10 protein-coding genes, 2 pseudogenes and 1 riboswitch are annotated in these 15,869 nt (G+C 67.2%); of the genes and pseudogenes, 9 read left to right on the plus strand and 3 right to left on the minus strand.

All coding sequences use genetic code 11. The features are described 5' to 3' along the window. Positions 1 to 4: 4 nt before the first annotated feature. A complete protein-coding gene (locus ACVILH_RS06560) occupies positions 5 to 199 on the minus strand; it encodes a DUF1674 domain-containing protein (protein WP_456716888.1) in 195 nt (64 codons plus the stop codon). Positions 200 to 445: 246 nt separating this feature from the next. Between ACVILH_RS06560 and ACVILH_RS06565 the strand changes: the two genes are divergently transcribed. The 3 genes and pseudogenes from ACVILH_RS06565 to purH all read left to right on the plus strand — a co-directional run bounded on the left by ACVILH_RS06565 (position 446) and on the right by purH (position 5,829). Beyond that, entirely contained in the window at positions 446 to 1,798 is a 1,353-nt protein-coding gene (locus tag ACVILH_RS06565) for an RsmB/NOP family class I SAM-dependent RNA methyltransferase (protein WP_456712173.1), read from the plus strand. 209 nt (positions 1,799 to 2,007) lie between these two features. Continuing rightward, positions 2,008 to 3,763, plus strand: a pseudogene (locus ACVILH_RS06570) (heparinase II/III family protein). A 369-nt stretch (positions 3,764 to 4,132) separates the two neighbouring features. After that, positions 4,133 to 4,213: riboswitch (ZMP/ZTP riboswitch) on the plus strand. Positions 4,214 to 4,236: 23 nt separating this feature from the next. Further along, on the plus strand, positions 4,237 to 5,829 hold the full coding sequence (purH, locus tag ACVILH_RS06575; protein WP_456712174.1) for a bifunctional phosphoribosylaminoimidazolecarboxamide formyltransferase/IMP cyclohydrolase: 1,593 nt from the start codon (positions 4,237 to 4,239) through the stop codon (positions 5,827 to 5,829). A gap of 73 nt (positions 5,830 to 5,902) precedes the next feature. On the opposite strand, the gene ACVILH_RS06580 is transcribed toward purH, so the two are convergent. Beyond that, the gene (locus ACVILH_RS06580) at positions 5,903 to 7,312 is read right to left on the minus strand and encodes an MFS transporter (protein ID WP_456712175.1); all 1,410 of its coding nucleotides are present in this window, start codon (positions 7,310 to 7,312) and stop codon (positions 5,903 to 5,905) included. A 149-nt stretch (positions 7,313 to 7,461) separates the two neighbouring features. Here ACVILH_RS06580 and ggt point away from each other — a divergent pair, with 149 nt between their 5' ends. Together ggt and ACVILH_RS06590 are read left to right on the plus strand one after the other, a co-directional pair. Beyond that, positions 7,462 to 9,213 (plus strand): gamma-glutamyltransferase, encoded by a 1,752-nt coding sequence (gene ggt / locus ACVILH_RS06585; RefSeq protein WP_456716889.1) that lies wholly within the window; start codon positions 7,462 to 7,464, stop codon positions 9,211 to 9,213. A gap of 793 nt (positions 9,214 to 10,006) precedes the next feature. Beyond that, a complete protein-coding gene (locus ACVILH_RS06590) occupies positions 10,007 to 11,428 on the plus strand; it encodes a serine hydrolase domain-containing protein (protein ID WP_456712176.1) in 1,422 nt (473 codons plus the stop codon). A 3-nt stretch (positions 11,429 to 11,431) separates the two neighbouring features. On the opposite strand, the gene ACVILH_RS06595 is transcribed toward ACVILH_RS06590, so the two are convergent. Continuing rightward, positions 11,432 to 12,097: a glutathione S-transferase family protein gene (locus ACVILH_RS06595; RefSeq protein WP_456712177.1), complete on the minus strand. Its 666-nt coding sequence runs from the start codon at positions 12,095 to 12,097 to the stop codon at positions 11,432 to 11,434. Positions 12,098 to 12,266: 169 nt separating this feature from the next. Between ACVILH_RS06595 and ACVILH_RS06600 the strand changes: the two genes are divergently transcribed. The 4 genes and pseudogenes from ACVILH_RS06600 to ACVILH_RS06615 all read left to right on the plus strand — a co-directional run bounded on the left by ACVILH_RS06600 (position 12,267) and on the right by ACVILH_RS06615 (position 15,791). Then, positions 12,267 to 12,839, plus strand: a complete 573-nt coding sequence (locus ACVILH_RS06600) for a DUF2239 family protein (RefSeq protein WP_456712178.1) — start codon at positions 12,267 to 12,269, stop codon at positions 12,837 to 12,839. Between the two features lie 150 nt (positions 12,840 to 12,989). Beyond that, a pseudogene (locus ACVILH_RS06605) lies at positions 12,990 to 14,299 on the plus strand (MATE family efflux transporter). 108 nt (positions 14,300 to 14,407) lie between these two features. After that, positions 14,408 to 15,016 carry a DsbA family protein gene (locus ACVILH_RS06610; RefSeq protein ID WP_456712179.1) on the plus strand — a complete coding sequence of 203 codons (609 nt, stop codon included), beginning with the start codon at positions 14,408 to 14,410 and terminating at the stop codon, positions 15,014 to 15,016. A gap of 37 nt (positions 15,017 to 15,053) precedes the next feature. Then, entirely contained in the window at positions 15,054 to 15,791 is a 738-nt protein-coding gene (locus tag ACVILH_RS06615) for an SDR family oxidoreductase (RefSeq protein WP_456712180.1), read from the plus strand. Positions 15,792 to 15,869: the final 78 nt, after the last annotated feature.

Consider the following 15,869-nt stretch of genomic DNA (forward strand, 5'->3'; position numbering starts at 1 on the left):
CGCGTCAGAAGTCGGAGATGATGCCCTTCCGCTCCCAGTCGCCGTAGCGGGTCGGTTCCGGCCCCTTCGGCCCCTGCAACTCCCTGGGCATCGGCGTCTCCGCCTGCTCGGCGGCGAGACGCCGGCGCTCCTCGGCTTCGGCCAGCGCGCGTTGCGCCGCCGGGCTCAGCGGCTTGCGCGGAGCCTCGTTGCTGGCCACCAGCGTCAATGCAGGCTTGCCTTTCAGCTCGTTGTTCGGCTCGTCGCTCATTGTACCATTCCACCGTTACACCGGGTCATTGCTGACCTCATCAGATCGTGTGCCCACGCCAGACAAAACAGGTCTAAAAAAAGCAGAGCCGATTCTTACATTTGGCATATTCCCGTGGCAGTGGTCCCGCAAGCTGATGGCATGCACCCGATCGTCGCGGAACTGCCTTTCTTCTTTCGCGAGTAATTCCCAGGCATGCCTCCGCCGCGTTTTGCGACCCCTTCCGAAGTTCCTGGCCTCGCCGCCCGGCGCATCGCTGCCGATGTCATCGACGGCGTGCTGCACAAGCATCGCACGCTCGACGACCAGCTCGACGGCAGCGGCGCGCATCCCGGCCTCAAGCATCTCGCCGACCGCGACCGCGCCTTGATGCGCCGTCTCGTCGCGACGACGCTGCGCCGGCTCGGCACGCTCGGAAACGTGCTGTCGCGGCTGTTGGATCGCGGCATCCCGACCGATGCGCCGCGGGCGCAGAGCGCGCTCTTGATCGGCGCCGCGCAGATCCTGTGGATGGACGTGCCGGATCACGCCGCCGTCGACCTGTCGGTGCGGCTGGTGCAGGCCGACCGGCGCGCGGCGAAATACGCCGGCCTCGTCAACGCCGTGCTGCGGCGCTGCGCGCGCGAGGGCACGGCGCTGCTCGACGACGCCCAGGGGCAGCCGCTCGACATCGCGCCCTGGCTGCTGAAGCGCTGGATCGATCATTACGGCGAGGCCACCGCCAAGGACATTGCCGCCGCGCTCGGCCAGGAGCCGTCGCTGGATCTCACCGTCAAGTCGGATCCGGCGCAGTGGGCGTCGCGGCTGCATGGCGAGGTGCTGCCGACCGGCACCGTGCGCACCTTGCTGCACGGCTCGGTGACGGTGCTGCCCGGCTTCGCCGAAGGACAATGGTGGGTGCAGGATGCCGCTGCCGCGCTGCCCGCCCGCCTGCTCGGCGACGTCGCCGGCAAGACCATAGCCGACCTCTGCGCCGCGCCGGGCGGCAAGACGGCGCAGCTCGCCCATGGAGGCGCCCGCGTCACCGCGGTCGACCGTTCGCCCGCACGGATGAACCGGCTGAAGGAGAACATGACGCGGCTGCAGCTGACAGCCGAGACCGTCGTCGCCGACGCTGCCGAATGGCAGCCCGCCGAAACCGGCGGCTTCGACGGCCTGTTGCTGGATGCGCCGTGCACGTCGACAGGAACGATCCGCCGCCACCCGGATGTGGGCTGGCTGCGCAGCGAGGCCGACATCACCGCGCTGTCCGCCCTGCAGGCGCGGCTGCTGACGCGGGCGGCCAGCCTGCTCAAGCCGGGCGGCACCCTGGTCTACTGCACCTGCTCGCTCGAGCCCGAGGAAGGTGAGCAGTTAGTCGACAGCGTCTTGGCCGCAGGCAGCGAGCTTCGCCGCGTTCCGATCACGCCGGGCGAGGTGGCGGGACTGGCCGAGCTGGTGACGCCTGCGGGCGATCTGCGAACGCTGCCCTGCCATCTGCCGCATCAGGACCCGCGGCTCGGCGGCCTCGACGGTTTTTATGCGGCGAGGCTGGAGCGCCGGCCATGAGCATGGCATCGTGTGTGCAATGTAAGGCTGTCCGGTGACGGTAGCGGGTTGCGGGCGTCGGTGTTGCGTCAGTCCGTTTAAATCCTGATTTTGCACCAGATTCCGGTCCTGCGATGGTGCTGCACCTGGGCCAAAAATGGTGTATCGGCGGCAGTTGCGATTCTCTCGGGGGTCCGCAACAGACTCTTCCCTCTCGCTGAAGGCTTGGCGTGTCCGCCGCTCAACGCAGACGCATATCGACACTGGTTTTGGGCCGCGCCGCGCGCAGCCTGATGTCCAATGTCAGCGGCGTGTCGGTATCCGTATCCGGTCTGTGGCCGGGCCGGGCCGACCGGCTGATCATTGCGCCGCATGATCTGCGCACCTCGGACGCCACGAGAGCGGCCGAGATCTATGCCGGACGCTTCGTGTTCGCCGGCAAGATCGTCACCTGCCACGGCCGGTCGATCTTCGACCTCGAGCCGCCGTCGGAGGACTGGGAGGTCGCCCTGCTCGGCTTCGGCTGGCTGCGGCATCTCCGCGCAGCCGACACCGCGCTGACCCGCGCCAATGCCCGCGCCCTGGTCGACGACTGGATCACCAACCAGATCGGCCGCCATCCGCTGAGCCGCCGCGCCGACGTGCTGGCGCGCCGGGTGATCTCGCTGCTGTCGCAGGCGCCGCTGGTGCTGGCGGATTCCGACGGCAAGTTCTACCGGCGCTATCTGCGCGGCCTGACCCGCGAGATCCGCTATCTGCGCTATTCGACCATCGACATTCCCGACGGCGTGCCGCGGCTGCAGGTGCTGATCGCGCTGTGCTACGCGGCGCTATGCCTCGCTAACCAGGCCAAGCACATCCGCAGCGCCAGCAAGAAATTGTCGGAGGAGCTGCAGCGCCAGATCCTGCCCGACGGCGGGCCACGTGTCGCGCAACCCCGGCGCGCTGATCGAGCTCCTGATCGACCTGCTGCCGCTGCGCCAGACCTTCGCCGCGCGCAACATCGCGCCGCCGCCGGCGCTGCTCAACGCCATCGACCGCATGATGCCGATGCTACGCTTCTTCCGGCATGGCGACGGCAACATGGCGCTGTTCAACGGCATGGGCGGTACGCCGACCGACCTGCTGGCGACCTTGCTCGCCTACGACGACACCCACGGCACGCCGATGGCGAGCATGCCGCATTCCGGCTTCCAGCGGCTCGACGCCGGGCAGATGACCGTCATCGTCGACACCGGCGCACCGCCGCCGCCGCATCTCAGCCACGAGGCGCATGCCGGCTGCCTCGCCTTCGAGCTGTCGTCAGGCACCAGCCGCATCGTGATCAATTGCGGGCTGCCGTCGACCGGCCGCGACAATTGGCGCACCTTCGCGCGCTCGACGGTCGCGCATTCGACGCTGACCTATCACAACACGTCGTCCTGCACCTTCGTCGAGATGTCGGCGATGAAGCGCCTGCTGCACGGCGCGCCGATCGTCTCTGGTCCGACGCGGGTGGAGAATTTCCGCGAGATCGTGCCTGATGGCACCGTGCTGTCGACGTCGCATAATGGCTATGCGGCGAAGTTCGGCCTGATCCACCGTCGCGTGCTGGTCGCGGCCGAGGACGGCTCGCGGCTCGACGGCGAGGACACGGTGACCCCGGCGCAGGGCGCGCGGCTGCGCGGCGGCGGCTCGGACTACACGCTGCGTTTCCATCTGCACCCGGCGGTCAAGGCGAGCCGGCTTAGCGATGGCCGCGGCGCCATGCTGGTGCTGCCCAATCGGGAAGTGTGGACGTTCGAGACCTTCGAGGACCGCGTCGATCTCGAGGACAGCGTGTTCCTCGCCGGCAATGACGGCCCGCGCCGCACCACGCAACTCGTCATCCGCCAGGACGCCCAGCAGGCCCCCTCGATCCGCTGGAGCTTCGTGCGCTCCTCGACCTCGCCGAGCGAGACCAACGCGCGACGCAATGCACGACGGGAGCCGGAGCTGCCGTTGTAGGCTGGAGCCCTGAAGTGAGCGTACCGCGAGGCGTAAGACACGAACTGTCTCCGCACGAACGGTGCGCTCCTTCTCCCCGTTCTTCACGGGGAGAAGGCTGGGATGAGGGGCAGCCGCACTGGGTGGTGCATTTGCAGGGCTCGGACGTGCGAGTCCGATGGACCTGCGATGTGGTCTCGTTTGTGCCATGCCCCTCACCCGGATTGCTGCGCAATCCGACCTCTCCCCGCAAAGGGCGGGGAGAGGTTGCACCGTGCATGCCGGGAGGGATTGCCTCAGCGATTTAGCGTACCATCGCGAGCGCGACCATGGCGGCGAGTTGAAACACACCCTCCCCGTTGTCGCCCTCGCCAAAACCTGCTATGCACCCGGCTTCCGCGCGACTGGCGACTTTGGATGGAGCACCATCGGGGAGCGCGGGATTGACCGCCGTGCGCCTGGGCAACTGAACCTCCTGCAACAGGATTCTGCCCATGACCAATCAGCTTCGTCCCGTTCGTCGTGCTCTGCTGTCCGTTTCCGACAAGACCCGCCTGACCGACTTCGCGCGCGCGCTCGCCGCACGCGGCGTCGAGCTGATCTCCACCGGCGGCACCGCCAAGGCGATCGCCGAGGCCGGCCTGAAGGTGAAGGACGTCTCCGACCTCACCGGCTTCCCCGAGATGATGGACGGCCGCGTCAAGACGCTGCATCCGAAGGTGCATGGCGGCCTGCTCGCGATCCGCGGCAATGACGAGCACGCCGAGGCGATGAAGACCCACGGCATCGCACCGATCGATCTGCTCGTCGTCAATCTCTATCCGTTCGAGGCCACGATCGAGCGCGGCGCGCCGTTCAGCGACTGCATCGAGAACATCGACATCGGCGGCCCCGCGATGATCCGCGCGGCGTCCAAGAACCACGAGGATGTCGCCGTCGTCGTCGACGTCGACGACTACGAGGCCGTGCTGGAGGATCTCGCGCGGCACGAGGGCTCGACCACCTTGCTGCTGCGCCGCCGGCTCGCCGCCAAGGCCTATGCCCGCACCGCCGCCTACGACGCCGCGATCTCGAACTGGTTCGCAGCGACCATTCAGAACGATACGCCCGATTATCGCGCGTTTGGCGGCAGGCTGATCCAGCCGCTGCGCTACGGCGAGAACCCGCATCAGCACGCCGCGTTCTACGCCCTGCCGGGCGGCCGGCCGGGCGTCGCCACCGCGCGCCAGGTGCAGGGCAAGGAGCTGTCCTACAACAACATCAACGATACCGACGCCGCCTATGAGTGCATCGCCGAGTTCGATCCGGCACGCACCGCGGCCTGCGTCATCGTCAAGCACGCCAACCCCTGCGGCGTCGCCGAGGGCCCGGACCTGATCACCGCCTATCAGAAGGCGCTGGCCTGCGACTCGACGTCCGCGTTCGGAGGCATCATCGCGATGAACCGCAAGCTCGACGCCGCCACCGCGCGCGCGATCACCGGCATCTTCACCGAGGTGATCATCGCGCCCGACGCCACCGAGGAGGCGATCGCGGTGATCGCAGCCCGCAAGAACCTGCGGCTGCTGCTCGCCGGCGCCCTTCCCAATCCGCGCGAGGCCGGCCTTACCGCCAAGACCGTCGCCGGCGGCCTCCTGGTGCAGAGCCGCGACAATGCCGTGGTCGATGACATGGCGTTGAAGGTCGTGACCAAGCGCGCGCCGACCGACGCCGAGCTGCGCGACCTGCGCTTCGCCTTCCGCGTCGCCAAGCACGTGAAGTCCAACACCATCGTCTACGCGAAGGACTCCGCGACGGTCGGCATCGGCGCGGGCCAGATGAGCCGGGTCGATTCGGCGCGCATCGCCGCTCGCAAGGCGCTCGATGCCGCCGCGGAGCTGAAGCTCGCCGAGCCGCTCACCAAGGGGTCGGTGGTCGCCTCCGATGCGTTCTTCCCGTTCGCCGACGGCATGCTCGCCTGCATCGAGGCCGGCGCCACCGCGGTGATTCAGCCGGGCGGCTCGGTTCGCGACGACGAGGTCATCAAGGCCGCCGACGAGCACGGCATCGCGATGGTGCTGACCGGCGTCCGGCACTTCCGGCACTGATTGCATCCACGACCTCTGTCGTCATTCCGAAATGCGCTACAAGGCGCAGGCCCGGGATGACGACGGAGCGAGCTCAGGCGACTTGTCCCGCACGGCGCCCTGAGTTGACCAGCGCCAGCAGCACCAGGCCCGCCGCGAAGAACAGCACCAGCACGGCCATGCCGGCCTTCTGGCTCGCGGTCGCGGCGGTGATGATGCCGATCAGCAGCGGGCCGATGAAGGACGTCACCTTGCCGGTCAGCGCGAACAGCCCGAAATATTGCGCAACGCGCTCCTTCGGGACCATCCGGATCAGCAGCGAGCGCGAGGCCGCCTGCAGCGGCGCGCCGCAGGCGCCGATGACGCAGCCGAGCAGCAGGTAAGCGCGCTCCGGCCACGACGCGAATAGTGGCCCGCCTGGCACAGCCGGCGCGACCGGAATGAACAGGATCGAATCGCGGCTCACCAGGAGGATCGCGACGATGGCCAGCAGCAGCAAGGTCATGCTGCCGGCAATCACGCGCTTCGGTCCGAGGAGATCGTCGAGCTTGCCGCCGAGCCAGCCGCCCAAGGTGCCGGCGACAGCGAGGATGATGCCGAAGGTGCCGATCTGGATGGTGTTCCAGCCGAAAGTGCCGGCCGCATAGATTCCGCCGAAGGCGTACACCGACACCAGGCCATCGGTGTAGATCATGTTGGCGATGAGAAACAGCGCGACGTCACGCTGCTTCGGCAGGCTGCGCAATGTCTGCTTCAGCTCGCCGAGTCCCTCGCGCATCGCCGCGCCGAGTCGGTGGCGCGCCGGGAAATCCGGCGTGAACAGGAACATCGGCAGCACGAACACGATGAACCACAGCCCGGTGAGCGGGCCGGAGATGCGATCGCCCTCATGCGTTAGGGGATCGAGCCCGAACAGCGGGGTGAGCCCGAACAAGGTGCGTTCGGTTGTCGGATTGGCGGCCATGAAGCCCAGCACGAGCACCAGCGAGACGATGCCCCCGATGTAGCCCGTGGCCCAGCCGGTGCCGGACAGCCGGCCGATGCGCTCGGGCGGCACCAGGGTCGGCATCATCGCATTGTTGAACACGGTGGCGAACTCGACGCCGATGGTCGCGAGCACATAGGCCGCGAGCAGCGGCGGGATCAGCTCCGGCGCGCCGGGCCGGCCGATCCACATCAAGCTGGAGCCGATCACCAGCATCGCGCCGAACACCGCGATCCACGGCTTGCGCCGGCCGGTCGCGTCGGCGATCGCGCCGAACACCGGCGACAGCAGCGCAATCACGATGCCGGCGGCCGCGGTCGCGAAGCCCCACAGCGCCTGGCCGCTCGCCGCGTCCGGCGCAACGTGGGCGGCGAAATAGGGCGCGAAGATGAAGGTCGTGATCAAGGTGAAATAAGGCTGCGCCGCCCAGTCGAAGAAGATCCAGCCGACCACTGCGGCGCGGCCGGGATAGCTGAGCTTCTCAGCAGCAGCGGTGGTCTCCATTGTGGCGACGGCCATGCCAAATCCTTCTGCGATCTCGTCGTCGCCCCTTGCGACGTTCACATCGTCGTTTCCTGGCGACGATCACCGGGTCGCGTTTTACGTCGGCGACGCGGCCCTATAACATCTGACGATCCCGGGCGGATGTCAGCAGCGGCAGAATGGCGATGACCCTCTTCACGATTGATCGACGACGGCTCCTCGCAGGCGCCATGCTGTTGCTGGCGGGCTGCTGGCCGGCCCATGCGCGCGATCCGCAAGCGGTGGAGATTCCGCAGCCGCCCAACGTTGCCGCACCGGCGCAGGCGCCCGCACATGGCATGGTGGTGGCGCAGGAGCGCATCGCCGCCGAGGTCGGCCAGCGCGTGCTCGCGCTCGGCGGCAACGCGGTCGATGCCGCGGTCGCCACCGGCTTCGCCATGGCCGTGACCTATCCGGTCGCCGGGAACATCGGCGGCGGCGGCTTCATGGTCATCCACCTCGCCAAGACCAACGAGGATGTCGCGATCGACTATCGCGAGACCGGCCCCGCGGCAATGACGCGCGACATCTTCCTCGGCGCCGACGGCAAGCCCGACAACGCCAAATCGCGCGACTCGGCGCTCTCGATCGGCGTGCCCGGTTCCGTGGCCGGCCTCGCGCTGGCGCTCGAGAAATACGGCTCGGGCAAGTTCACGCTGGCGCAGCTGGTGTCGCCGGCGATCGTGCTGGCGCGCGACGGCATCCCCGTTGCCGACGACGTGGCGGTCACGCTGCCGATGATGGCGCCGCGGCTGGCGAAATGGCCGTCCTCGGCCGCGATCTTCATCCGTCCCGACGGCACCGTGCTGAAGGAGGGCGACCGTCTGGTGCAGCGCGACCTCGCGGCGACGCTCACCGCGATTGCCGAGCAGGGTCCGCGCGGCTTCTACGAGGGAGCGGTCGCGGAGAAGCTCGCCAAGGCGATCCAGGCCGCCGGCGGCATCATGACATCGGACGATCTCAAATCCTATCAGCCGGTGCTGCGCGTGCCGGTGCGCGGCACCTATCGCGGCTACGACATCGTCTCGATGCCGTTGCCATCCTCCGGCGGCACCGTGCTGGTCGAGACGCTGAACATCCTCGAGGGCTTCAAGCTCGCCGACGTCAAGCAGGGCTCGCCGGCTTCGCTGCACCTGCTGATCGAGGCGATGAAGCGGGCTTATGCCGACCGCGCCCGCTATCTCGGCGATCCCGCCTTCGTCGATGCGCCGGTGCGCGCAATGCTGTCGAAGGACTATGCGGCCCAGCAGCGCGCCAGCATCGATCCGGCGCGCGCCACCAGCGCGGGCGACGTGCTCAACACCAAGCCGCTGCGCGAGGGGAGCAACACGACGCATTTCTCGGTGGTCGACAATGACGGCAATGCCGTCAGCAACACCTACACGCTGAACTTCCCCTATGGCGTCGGGCTGATCGCGGAGGGCACCGGCGTGCTGCTCAACAACGAGCTCGACGATTTCACCGCCGCGCCCGGCGCCTCCAACGCCTTCGGACTGGTCGGCTTCGAGGCCAATCTGCCCGGGCCCGGCAAGCGGCCGTTGTCGTCGATGTCGCCGACCATCGTGCTCAAGGACGGCAAGCCGGTGCTGGTGACAGGCTCGCCCGGCGGCAGCCGCATCATCTCGACCGTCCTGCAGGTCATCGTGAACGTGCTCGACTACCAGATGGACGTGCGCCAGGCCGTGACGGCACCGCGGCTACACCATCAATGGATGCCCGACGAGGTCCGGGTCGAGAAAGGCTTCTCCGACGCCGTGCTCGCGGATCTGCGCGCCCGCGGTCACAACATCGAGGAGCCGATGGGACGGACCTCGGCCAATTCGATCCTGGTGACGGCAGACGGTCTGGTCGGCGCCCCCGATCCGCGCAGCAAGGGGGCGACTGCCGCGGGGCGCTAGATCATGATCTGTTTGTGCCGAATCGCGCCTCGCGCACGTTTCCTAGTTCCGCGGCGCGCAGCTTCGAGGCCATCCCCGCTATCACCCTCCCCTGGAGGGGGAGGGCTATCGCATATGGCGATCGCAGTTTAGCGCTCGTCTCTCTCCGCGTCGTCATGGCCGGGCTTGTCCCGGCCATCCACGTCGTCCAGCATGCTGAGATCCACGTGGATGCCCGGGACAAGCCCGGGCATGACGGAGTAACTAACCAGCAGAATTGTCCGTCGGGAGAGCCTAGAATTTCCATCTGCGATAGCCCTGCCTGGAGGGGGAGGGTCGGCTCATAGCGCGAAGCGCGTGTGAGCCGGGGTGGGGTGATCTCTACGCTTGCACCGGTTTTCGCGGCTTCACCCCACCCCGCTCGCCCGCTTCGCGTGCGAGCGACCCTCCCCCTCAAGGGGAGGTGAGACTGAGATCGCCGCGCTGCCGTCGTGATCATCGGGAAGGCATGGCGATTAAGGCATGATGCGTTTCCACGCGATCACATCTGCGCCTTGAGCATGATCCGGAAAAGTGGAAACCGGTTTTCCGAAAAGATCATGCTCAAACAAAGAGATAAGATCATGATGCGTGTCCGCCGAAACGCATCATGCTTCCGGTCAGCGTCGTCGCATCCGGCTGTCCGGTTCCGTGCCAGGCCGGATGACGATTTGCCGCCGCCGCTCTGATGCGTTCCATCGCGTCCTTCCGTTGGCGAGGTGCTTGCGCCGGGTTAGAACAGGTCCAGGGCGCGGCGTCGCTCGCCCGCGAGACGATGTCAGGCGTTCTGGTGAACTTGCGCAGATTTTCGGTTGGCCTTCTGGTGTTTGCGGGTCTGCTGGTGGCGGGCTGGCTCACCTATCGGCCCGATCGGGCGCTGCGCGCGGCAACGACCGCCGTCGCCGAGATGATCTGCGCCAAGACCTTCGTCTCCGGCCTCGATCCGCAGACCACCTTTGCCGAGACCATGGAGCGCCCCGGCCTGCGCCGGTTGCGCGCGGTGATGCGCTACCGGGTCGAGCCGGACATGCGGCTCGTCGATGCCTCGCTGCTCGGCCTGCATGCGAGCCGCTCATCCTATCATGACGGCCTCGGCTGCGTTTCGCTGCAAGGCCAGAAGCCGCCTTACGTGCCGCACAGCGACATCAACGCGCTGCGCGCCGCCGGCCCCGCCGCCGCCCTGCCCGACTTCGCAGATGCCAACCCGGTCGAGGCGACCAACCCGGCTCTCAAGGCGGCGCTCGATCATGCCTTCGAGGAGCCGGCCAGTCCGCCGCTCCGGCGCACCAAGGCCGTCGTCATCATCAAGGACGGCCGGCTGATCGCGGAGCGCTATGCGCCGGGCATCGGCGTCGAGACGCCGCTGATGGGCTTCTCGATGACCAAGACGGTCACCAATGCGCTGCTCGGCATTCTCACCCGGCAGGGCAAGCTCAGCCCATCGATCCCGGCGCCGGTCGCGGAATGGCGCGGTCCTGCCGACGGCCGGCACGAGATCACGATCGAGCAGCTGATGCGCATGACGTCGGGGCTGGCGTTGGACGAGACCAATTCGGGCTTCGACGCATCGAGCCAGATGGCGATCCACCGCGACATGGCGGCCTTCGCCACCCACGCTCCGTTGATCTCGCCGCCCGGGCAGCGCTGGGCCTATTCGAGCGCGTCGACGCAGATCCTGGCACGGATCATTCGCGATGCCGTCGGCGGCCCGGAGCAGGCCATCGAGCTCGCCTGGCGCGAGCTGTTCAACCCGCTCGGCATGCGCAGCGCGACGCTGCAATATGACGGCAGCGGCACGCTGCAGGGCTACGGCAACATGCTGGCGAGCGCGCGTGACTGGGCGAGGCTCGGGCAGCTCTATCTCGGCGACGGCGTCGTCGGCGATCGGCGCATCCTGCCCGAGGGCTGGGTCACGATGTCGATCACTGCGACGCTCGACACCGATTATGGCGCCGGTCTCTGGACCAATCGCAGCCAGCACGTTCACGCGCAGGGGCGGGCACGCGCCGGCATCCCCGCCGATGCCTTCTTCGCCTTCGGCCTGCTGGGCCAGCGGATCGTGATGATGCCGAGCCAGCACATGGTGGTGGTGAGGCTCGGCGATTCCGTCGATCCGAACGGCGACATCAAGGGCGTCGCCCGTCTGGTGCGGGAGGTGATCGCCGCGACCGAGACGCCGGCCACGGCGGCGAAATAGCGCTCAGCGGCCGATCTCGTACGGCCCGCCCTTCTCCAGCGCGATCTTGTAGGCCGGCCGCGATTCGATGCGGGCGAGCCAGTCCATCGCGCGCGGATGGCCCTGCTCCAGCCCGCCGCGCGCGGCGGCGGCCTGCAGCGGGAAGCTCATCTGGATGTCGGCGGCGGTGAATTCGTTGCCGGCGAACCAGTCGCTCTTCTGCAGCTCGCTTTCCCAGAACGCCATGTGCTGCTTCAGCTGCGGATTGACCAAGGTGGTCAGCGCCTGGCTCGACACCTTGCGCACGAGCGGGCGCAGCAGCGCCGGCGCTCGCTTCGGCATGATGTTGAACAGCAGCTTCAGGAGCAGCAGCGGCATCGCCGAGCCCTCGGCGTAATGCAGCCAATAGGAATAGCGCAGCCGCTCCGGAGTTTTCGGCGGCGGGATCAGGCGGCCATTGCCATAGGTCTCGACCAGATATTCGACGATCGCGCCGGACTCGGCGATCACGTTGCCATTGTCGGTGATGACCGGCGACTTGCCGAGCGGATGGATGGCGCGCAGCTCCTTCGGCGCGCGCATGTCGGGCTGGCGCTCGTAGCGGATGATCTCATAGGGCACCCCGAGCTCCTCGAGGAGCCAGAGCACGCGTTGCGAGCGGGAATTGTTGAGGTGGTGAACGGTGAGCATGAATTCCCCGAAAAGGCGGATCGAATGGCGGGCGCTGTTCCGTAGCAGGACAGAGCGGGTTCGGCGAGGCGCCGGACCGCCTCGAATCATGTCGAGATATTCACCCGGGTAATATTGACTTTTATTTTTACCCGGGATTTATTGCGCTCGTGAGATAGGAATAGCGGACATGGATACCTACACTGCCTTTGCAGGCCACGACCGGATCGCCGCGGGACCGCTGCCGAAGGTGGCGCTCGCTCTGAAGCACGCGCCGGCGAGCCCGGCGCCGGTCATCATCTTCAGCGATCGCACCGGACGGCCGATCGACCTCGATCTGCGCGGCAGCGACCGGGAGATTCTGGCCAGGCTCGCTGGCGGTCCCGCGGTGCCGGCTGAGCCCGCGCCGAGCGAGCCACGCGGCCGGGGACGGCCCCGGCTCGGGGTCGTCGCCCGCGAGGTAACCTTGCTGCCGGAGCATTGGGAATGGCTGGGCGCGCAGCCCGGCGGCGCCTCGGTCGCGCTGCGCAAGCTGGTCCATGAGGCCCGCCGCGCCAGCGGCGACAAGGACCGTGCCCGCGAGGCGCGCGATGCGGCCTATCATTTCATGTCGGCGATGGCCGGCAATCTGGCGCATTTCGAGGAGGCGGCGCGGGCGCTGTTCGCGGACGATCTCAACCGCGTCACGTCTTTGATCGTAGACTGGCCCGCCGACATCCGCGACCATGTGATGGCGCTCGCGTTTCGCCATCGCGCCGATTGAGATCTGTCCTATTCGACACGCCAACGAGAGCAGCCGATCGGTCCCGCTCTCGTTTCAGTTCATTCCAACGCGAGCCGCAGCTCGACCTGAGCGCGGCCGACGGATTTATTTGTCGTGACAACGCCCACTCCGCTCCGAAAGCCGTTCCTGATGTTTCTCGCGCCGATGATGCTGAGCAACATCCTGCAATCCCTGTTCGGCACCATCAACAACGTCTATCTCGGCCAGATGATCGGCGTCGACGCGCTCGCCGCGGTGTCGGTGTTCTTTCCGGCGATGTTCTTCTTCGTGGCCTTCGTCATGGGGCTCGGCTCCGGCGCGAGCGTGCTGATCGGCCAGGCCTGGGGCGCGACGGAGCCCGGCAAGGTGAAGGCGATCGCCGGCACGACGTTGACGATCACCTTGCTGCTCGCCGGACTGATCGCGCTCGGCGGCCTCTACAGCCGCGAGCTGCTGACCGCGCTCGCGACGCCTGCGAACATCCTCGATGCGGCCTCAGGCTATGCCCGCATCATGATGCTGACGATGCCGCTGACCTTCGCCTACATCATGCTGTCGTCGCAGATGCGCGCCGTCGGCGACACGGTGACGCCGCTTGCCGCGCTCGCTGCATCGACGGTGCTCGGGCTGGTGCTGACGCCGATGTTCATCCGCGGTTGGCTCGGCATGCCCGAGCTCGGCGTCGCCAGCGCCGCGTGGGCCTCCGCCATCTCGACCTTGATCACGCTGACATCGCTGCATCTCTACCTGCGCCGGCGCAAGCATCCGCTGGCGATCGATATGGCATTCATCAGGGGCATGCGGCCCGATCCGCAATTGCTCCGCGTCGTGCTGCGGCTCGGCATTCCCGCGGCGATCGGCATGATCGTGATGTCGCTGGCCGAGATGGTGCTGATCGGCCTCGTCAACGGCTTCGGCTCGGATGCGACGGCCGCCTATGGCGCGGTCAACCAGGTGCTGGGCTATGTGCAGTTTCCGGCGCTGTCGATCGCGATCTCGGCGTCGATCTTCGGCGCCCAGGCGATCGGCCGCGGCAACGCCGAGCAGATCGGCCGCATCGTGCGCACCGGGATCGAGATGAACATCGTGCTGACCGGCGGTCTGGTGGCGATCGGCTATCTGTTCTCGCGGGTGCTGATGGGCTTCTTCATCACCATCCCGATGTCATCGAGGTGGCGCAGCGCTCGCTCCACATCGTGCTGTGGAGCTCGGTGCTGTTCGGCATGTCCACCACCTTCTCGGCGGCGATGCGCGCGTCGGGCACGGTGTGGATGCCGCTCGCGATCTCGGCGTTCTGCATCGCCGTGATCGAGGTGCCCGCGGCGACCTGGCTCAGCCGCAGCATCGGGCTCGACGGCGTCTGGTGGGCCTATCCGATCACGTTCACGGCCATGGCCGTGCTGCAGATGAGCTTCTATCTCCTGGTCTGGCGCAAGCGCACGGTGCAAAGGATGATCTGAGACAGGTCGCGCATCGTCCGCCCCGCGCAATATGACGATCATCATAAAGCCCTGGACGCCGCGGGCGCCCCGGGCCACAATGCGCAAAACGTTTCGAGGAGACCGCCCGTGAGCCGACCCGCACCGGAGTTCATGTTCGATTTCGGCAGCCCCAATGCCTTTCTCAGTCATGAGGCGATTCCGGCGATCGAGAAGCGCATCGGCGTGCAGTTCTTCTACGTGCCGGTGCTGCTCGGCGGCATCTTCAAGGCCACCAACAACAAGTCTCCGGCCGAGTCGCTTGCCGGGATCAAGAACAAGCGCGAGTTCCACGAGGTCGAGACGCAGCGTTTCCTCAAGCGCTTCCATGTGCAGCCCTGGGTTTGGAATCCTCATTTCCCGGTCAACACGCTCAACCTGATGCGCGCGGCGATCGCAGCCCAGCTCGAAGGCGTGTTCGAGCAATATGTCGATGCAGCGTTTCATCACATGTGGCGCGAGCCGGAGAAGATGGACGATCCCGAGGTCGCGGTCGCCGCGCTGAATTCCTCCGGGCTCGACGGCGCAAAGCTGTTCGCGCGCGCCCAGGAGCCGGAGGTGAAGGCGAAGCTGGTCGAGAACACCGAACGCGCGGTCGAGCGCGGCGCGTTCGGCTCGCCGACCTTCTTCGTCGGCAACGAGATGTTCTTCGGCAAGGAGCAGCTGCGCGACGTCGAGGACTACATCCTCGGCAGGTAATCTCCGCAACAACGTCGGACTTTGAACGGAGACTAGCATGCAACAGCGCAGCGCCACCGTGGCCGTGATTGGCGCCGGCGACTACATCGGCGCCGAGATCGTCAAGAAATTCGCCTCCGAAGGCTTCACGGTGTTCGCCGGCCGCCGCAACGGCGACAAGCTGGCGCCGCTGGTCGCCGAGGTCGAGGCCGCCGGGGGACGGATCGTGGCGCGCTCGCTCGATGCGCGGAAGGAGGAGGAGACCACCGCCTTCCTCAACGACGCTGACCAGCATGCCCCGCTGGAGGTCGTGATCTTCAACGTCGGGGCCAACGTCAATTTCCCGATTCTCGAGACCACCGACCGGGTGTTCCGCAAGGTCTGGGAGATGGCGTGCTGGGCCGGCTTCGTCAGTGGGCGCGAGGCCGCCCGGCTGATGCTGCCGCGCGGCGGCGGCAAGATCTTCTTCACCGGTGCCACGGCGTCGCTGCGCGGCGGGTCTGGCTTTGCGGCGTTCGCCTCAGCGAAATTCGGCCTGCGCGCGGTGGCGCAGTCGATGGCGCGGGAGCTGATGCCGCAGAACATCCATGTCGCCCATCTCATCATCGATTCCGGCGTCGACACCGCCTGGGTGCGCGAGCGCCGCGCCCAGCTCTGGGGCCAGGAGGCGCTTGATAATCCCGACCTGCTGATGCCGCCCGCGTCGGTGGCCGGCGCCTATTGGCAGCTCTACAAGCAGCCCAAGAGTGCCTGGACATTCGAGATGGAGATCCGGCCGTTCGGCGAGAAGTGGTGAGGGGACGAATAGGGAGTAGCGAATAGCGAATGGAGGCCATTCCTATTCGCACCTCGCCATTCGCCATCAGCTTCTCCA

Source organism: Bradyrhizobium sp. USDA 4353 (assembly GCF_054063215.1).

What these genes read in the sequence shown, in the direction of transcription:
- ACVILH_RS06565 (WP_456712173.1), top strand. Translation starts at nt 446, where the DNA reads ATGCCTCCGCCGCGTTTTGCGACCCCTTCCGAAGTTCCTGGCCTCGCC.
- purH (WP_456712174.1), top strand. Translation starts at nt 4,237, where the DNA reads ATGACCAATCAGCTTCGTCCCGTTCGTCGTGCTCTGCTGTCCGTTTCC.
- ACVILH_RS06580 (WP_456712175.1), bottom strand. Translation starts at nt 7,312, where the DNA reads ATGGCCGTCGCCACAATGGAGACCACCGCTGCTGCTGAGAAGCTCAGC.
- ggt (WP_456716889.1), top strand. Translation starts at nt 7,462, where the DNA reads ATGACCCTCTTCACGATTGATCGACGACGGCTCCTCGCAGGCGCCATG.
- ACVILH_RS06590 (WP_456712176.1), top strand. Translation starts at nt 10,007, where the DNA reads ATGTCAGGCGTTCTGGTGAACTTGCGCAGATTTTCGGTTGGCCTTCTG.
- ACVILH_RS06595 (WP_456712177.1), bottom strand. Translation starts at nt 12,097, where the DNA reads ATGCTCACCGTTCACCACCTCAACAATTCCCGCTCGCAACGCGTGCTC.
- ACVILH_RS06600 (WP_456712178.1), top strand. Translation starts at nt 12,267, where the DNA reads ATGGATACCTACACTGCCTTTGCAGGCCACGACCGGATCGCCGCGGGA.
- ACVILH_RS06615 (WP_456712180.1), top strand. Translation starts at nt 15,054, where the DNA reads ATGCAACAGCGCAGCGCCACCGTGGCCGTGATTGGCGCCGGCGACTAC.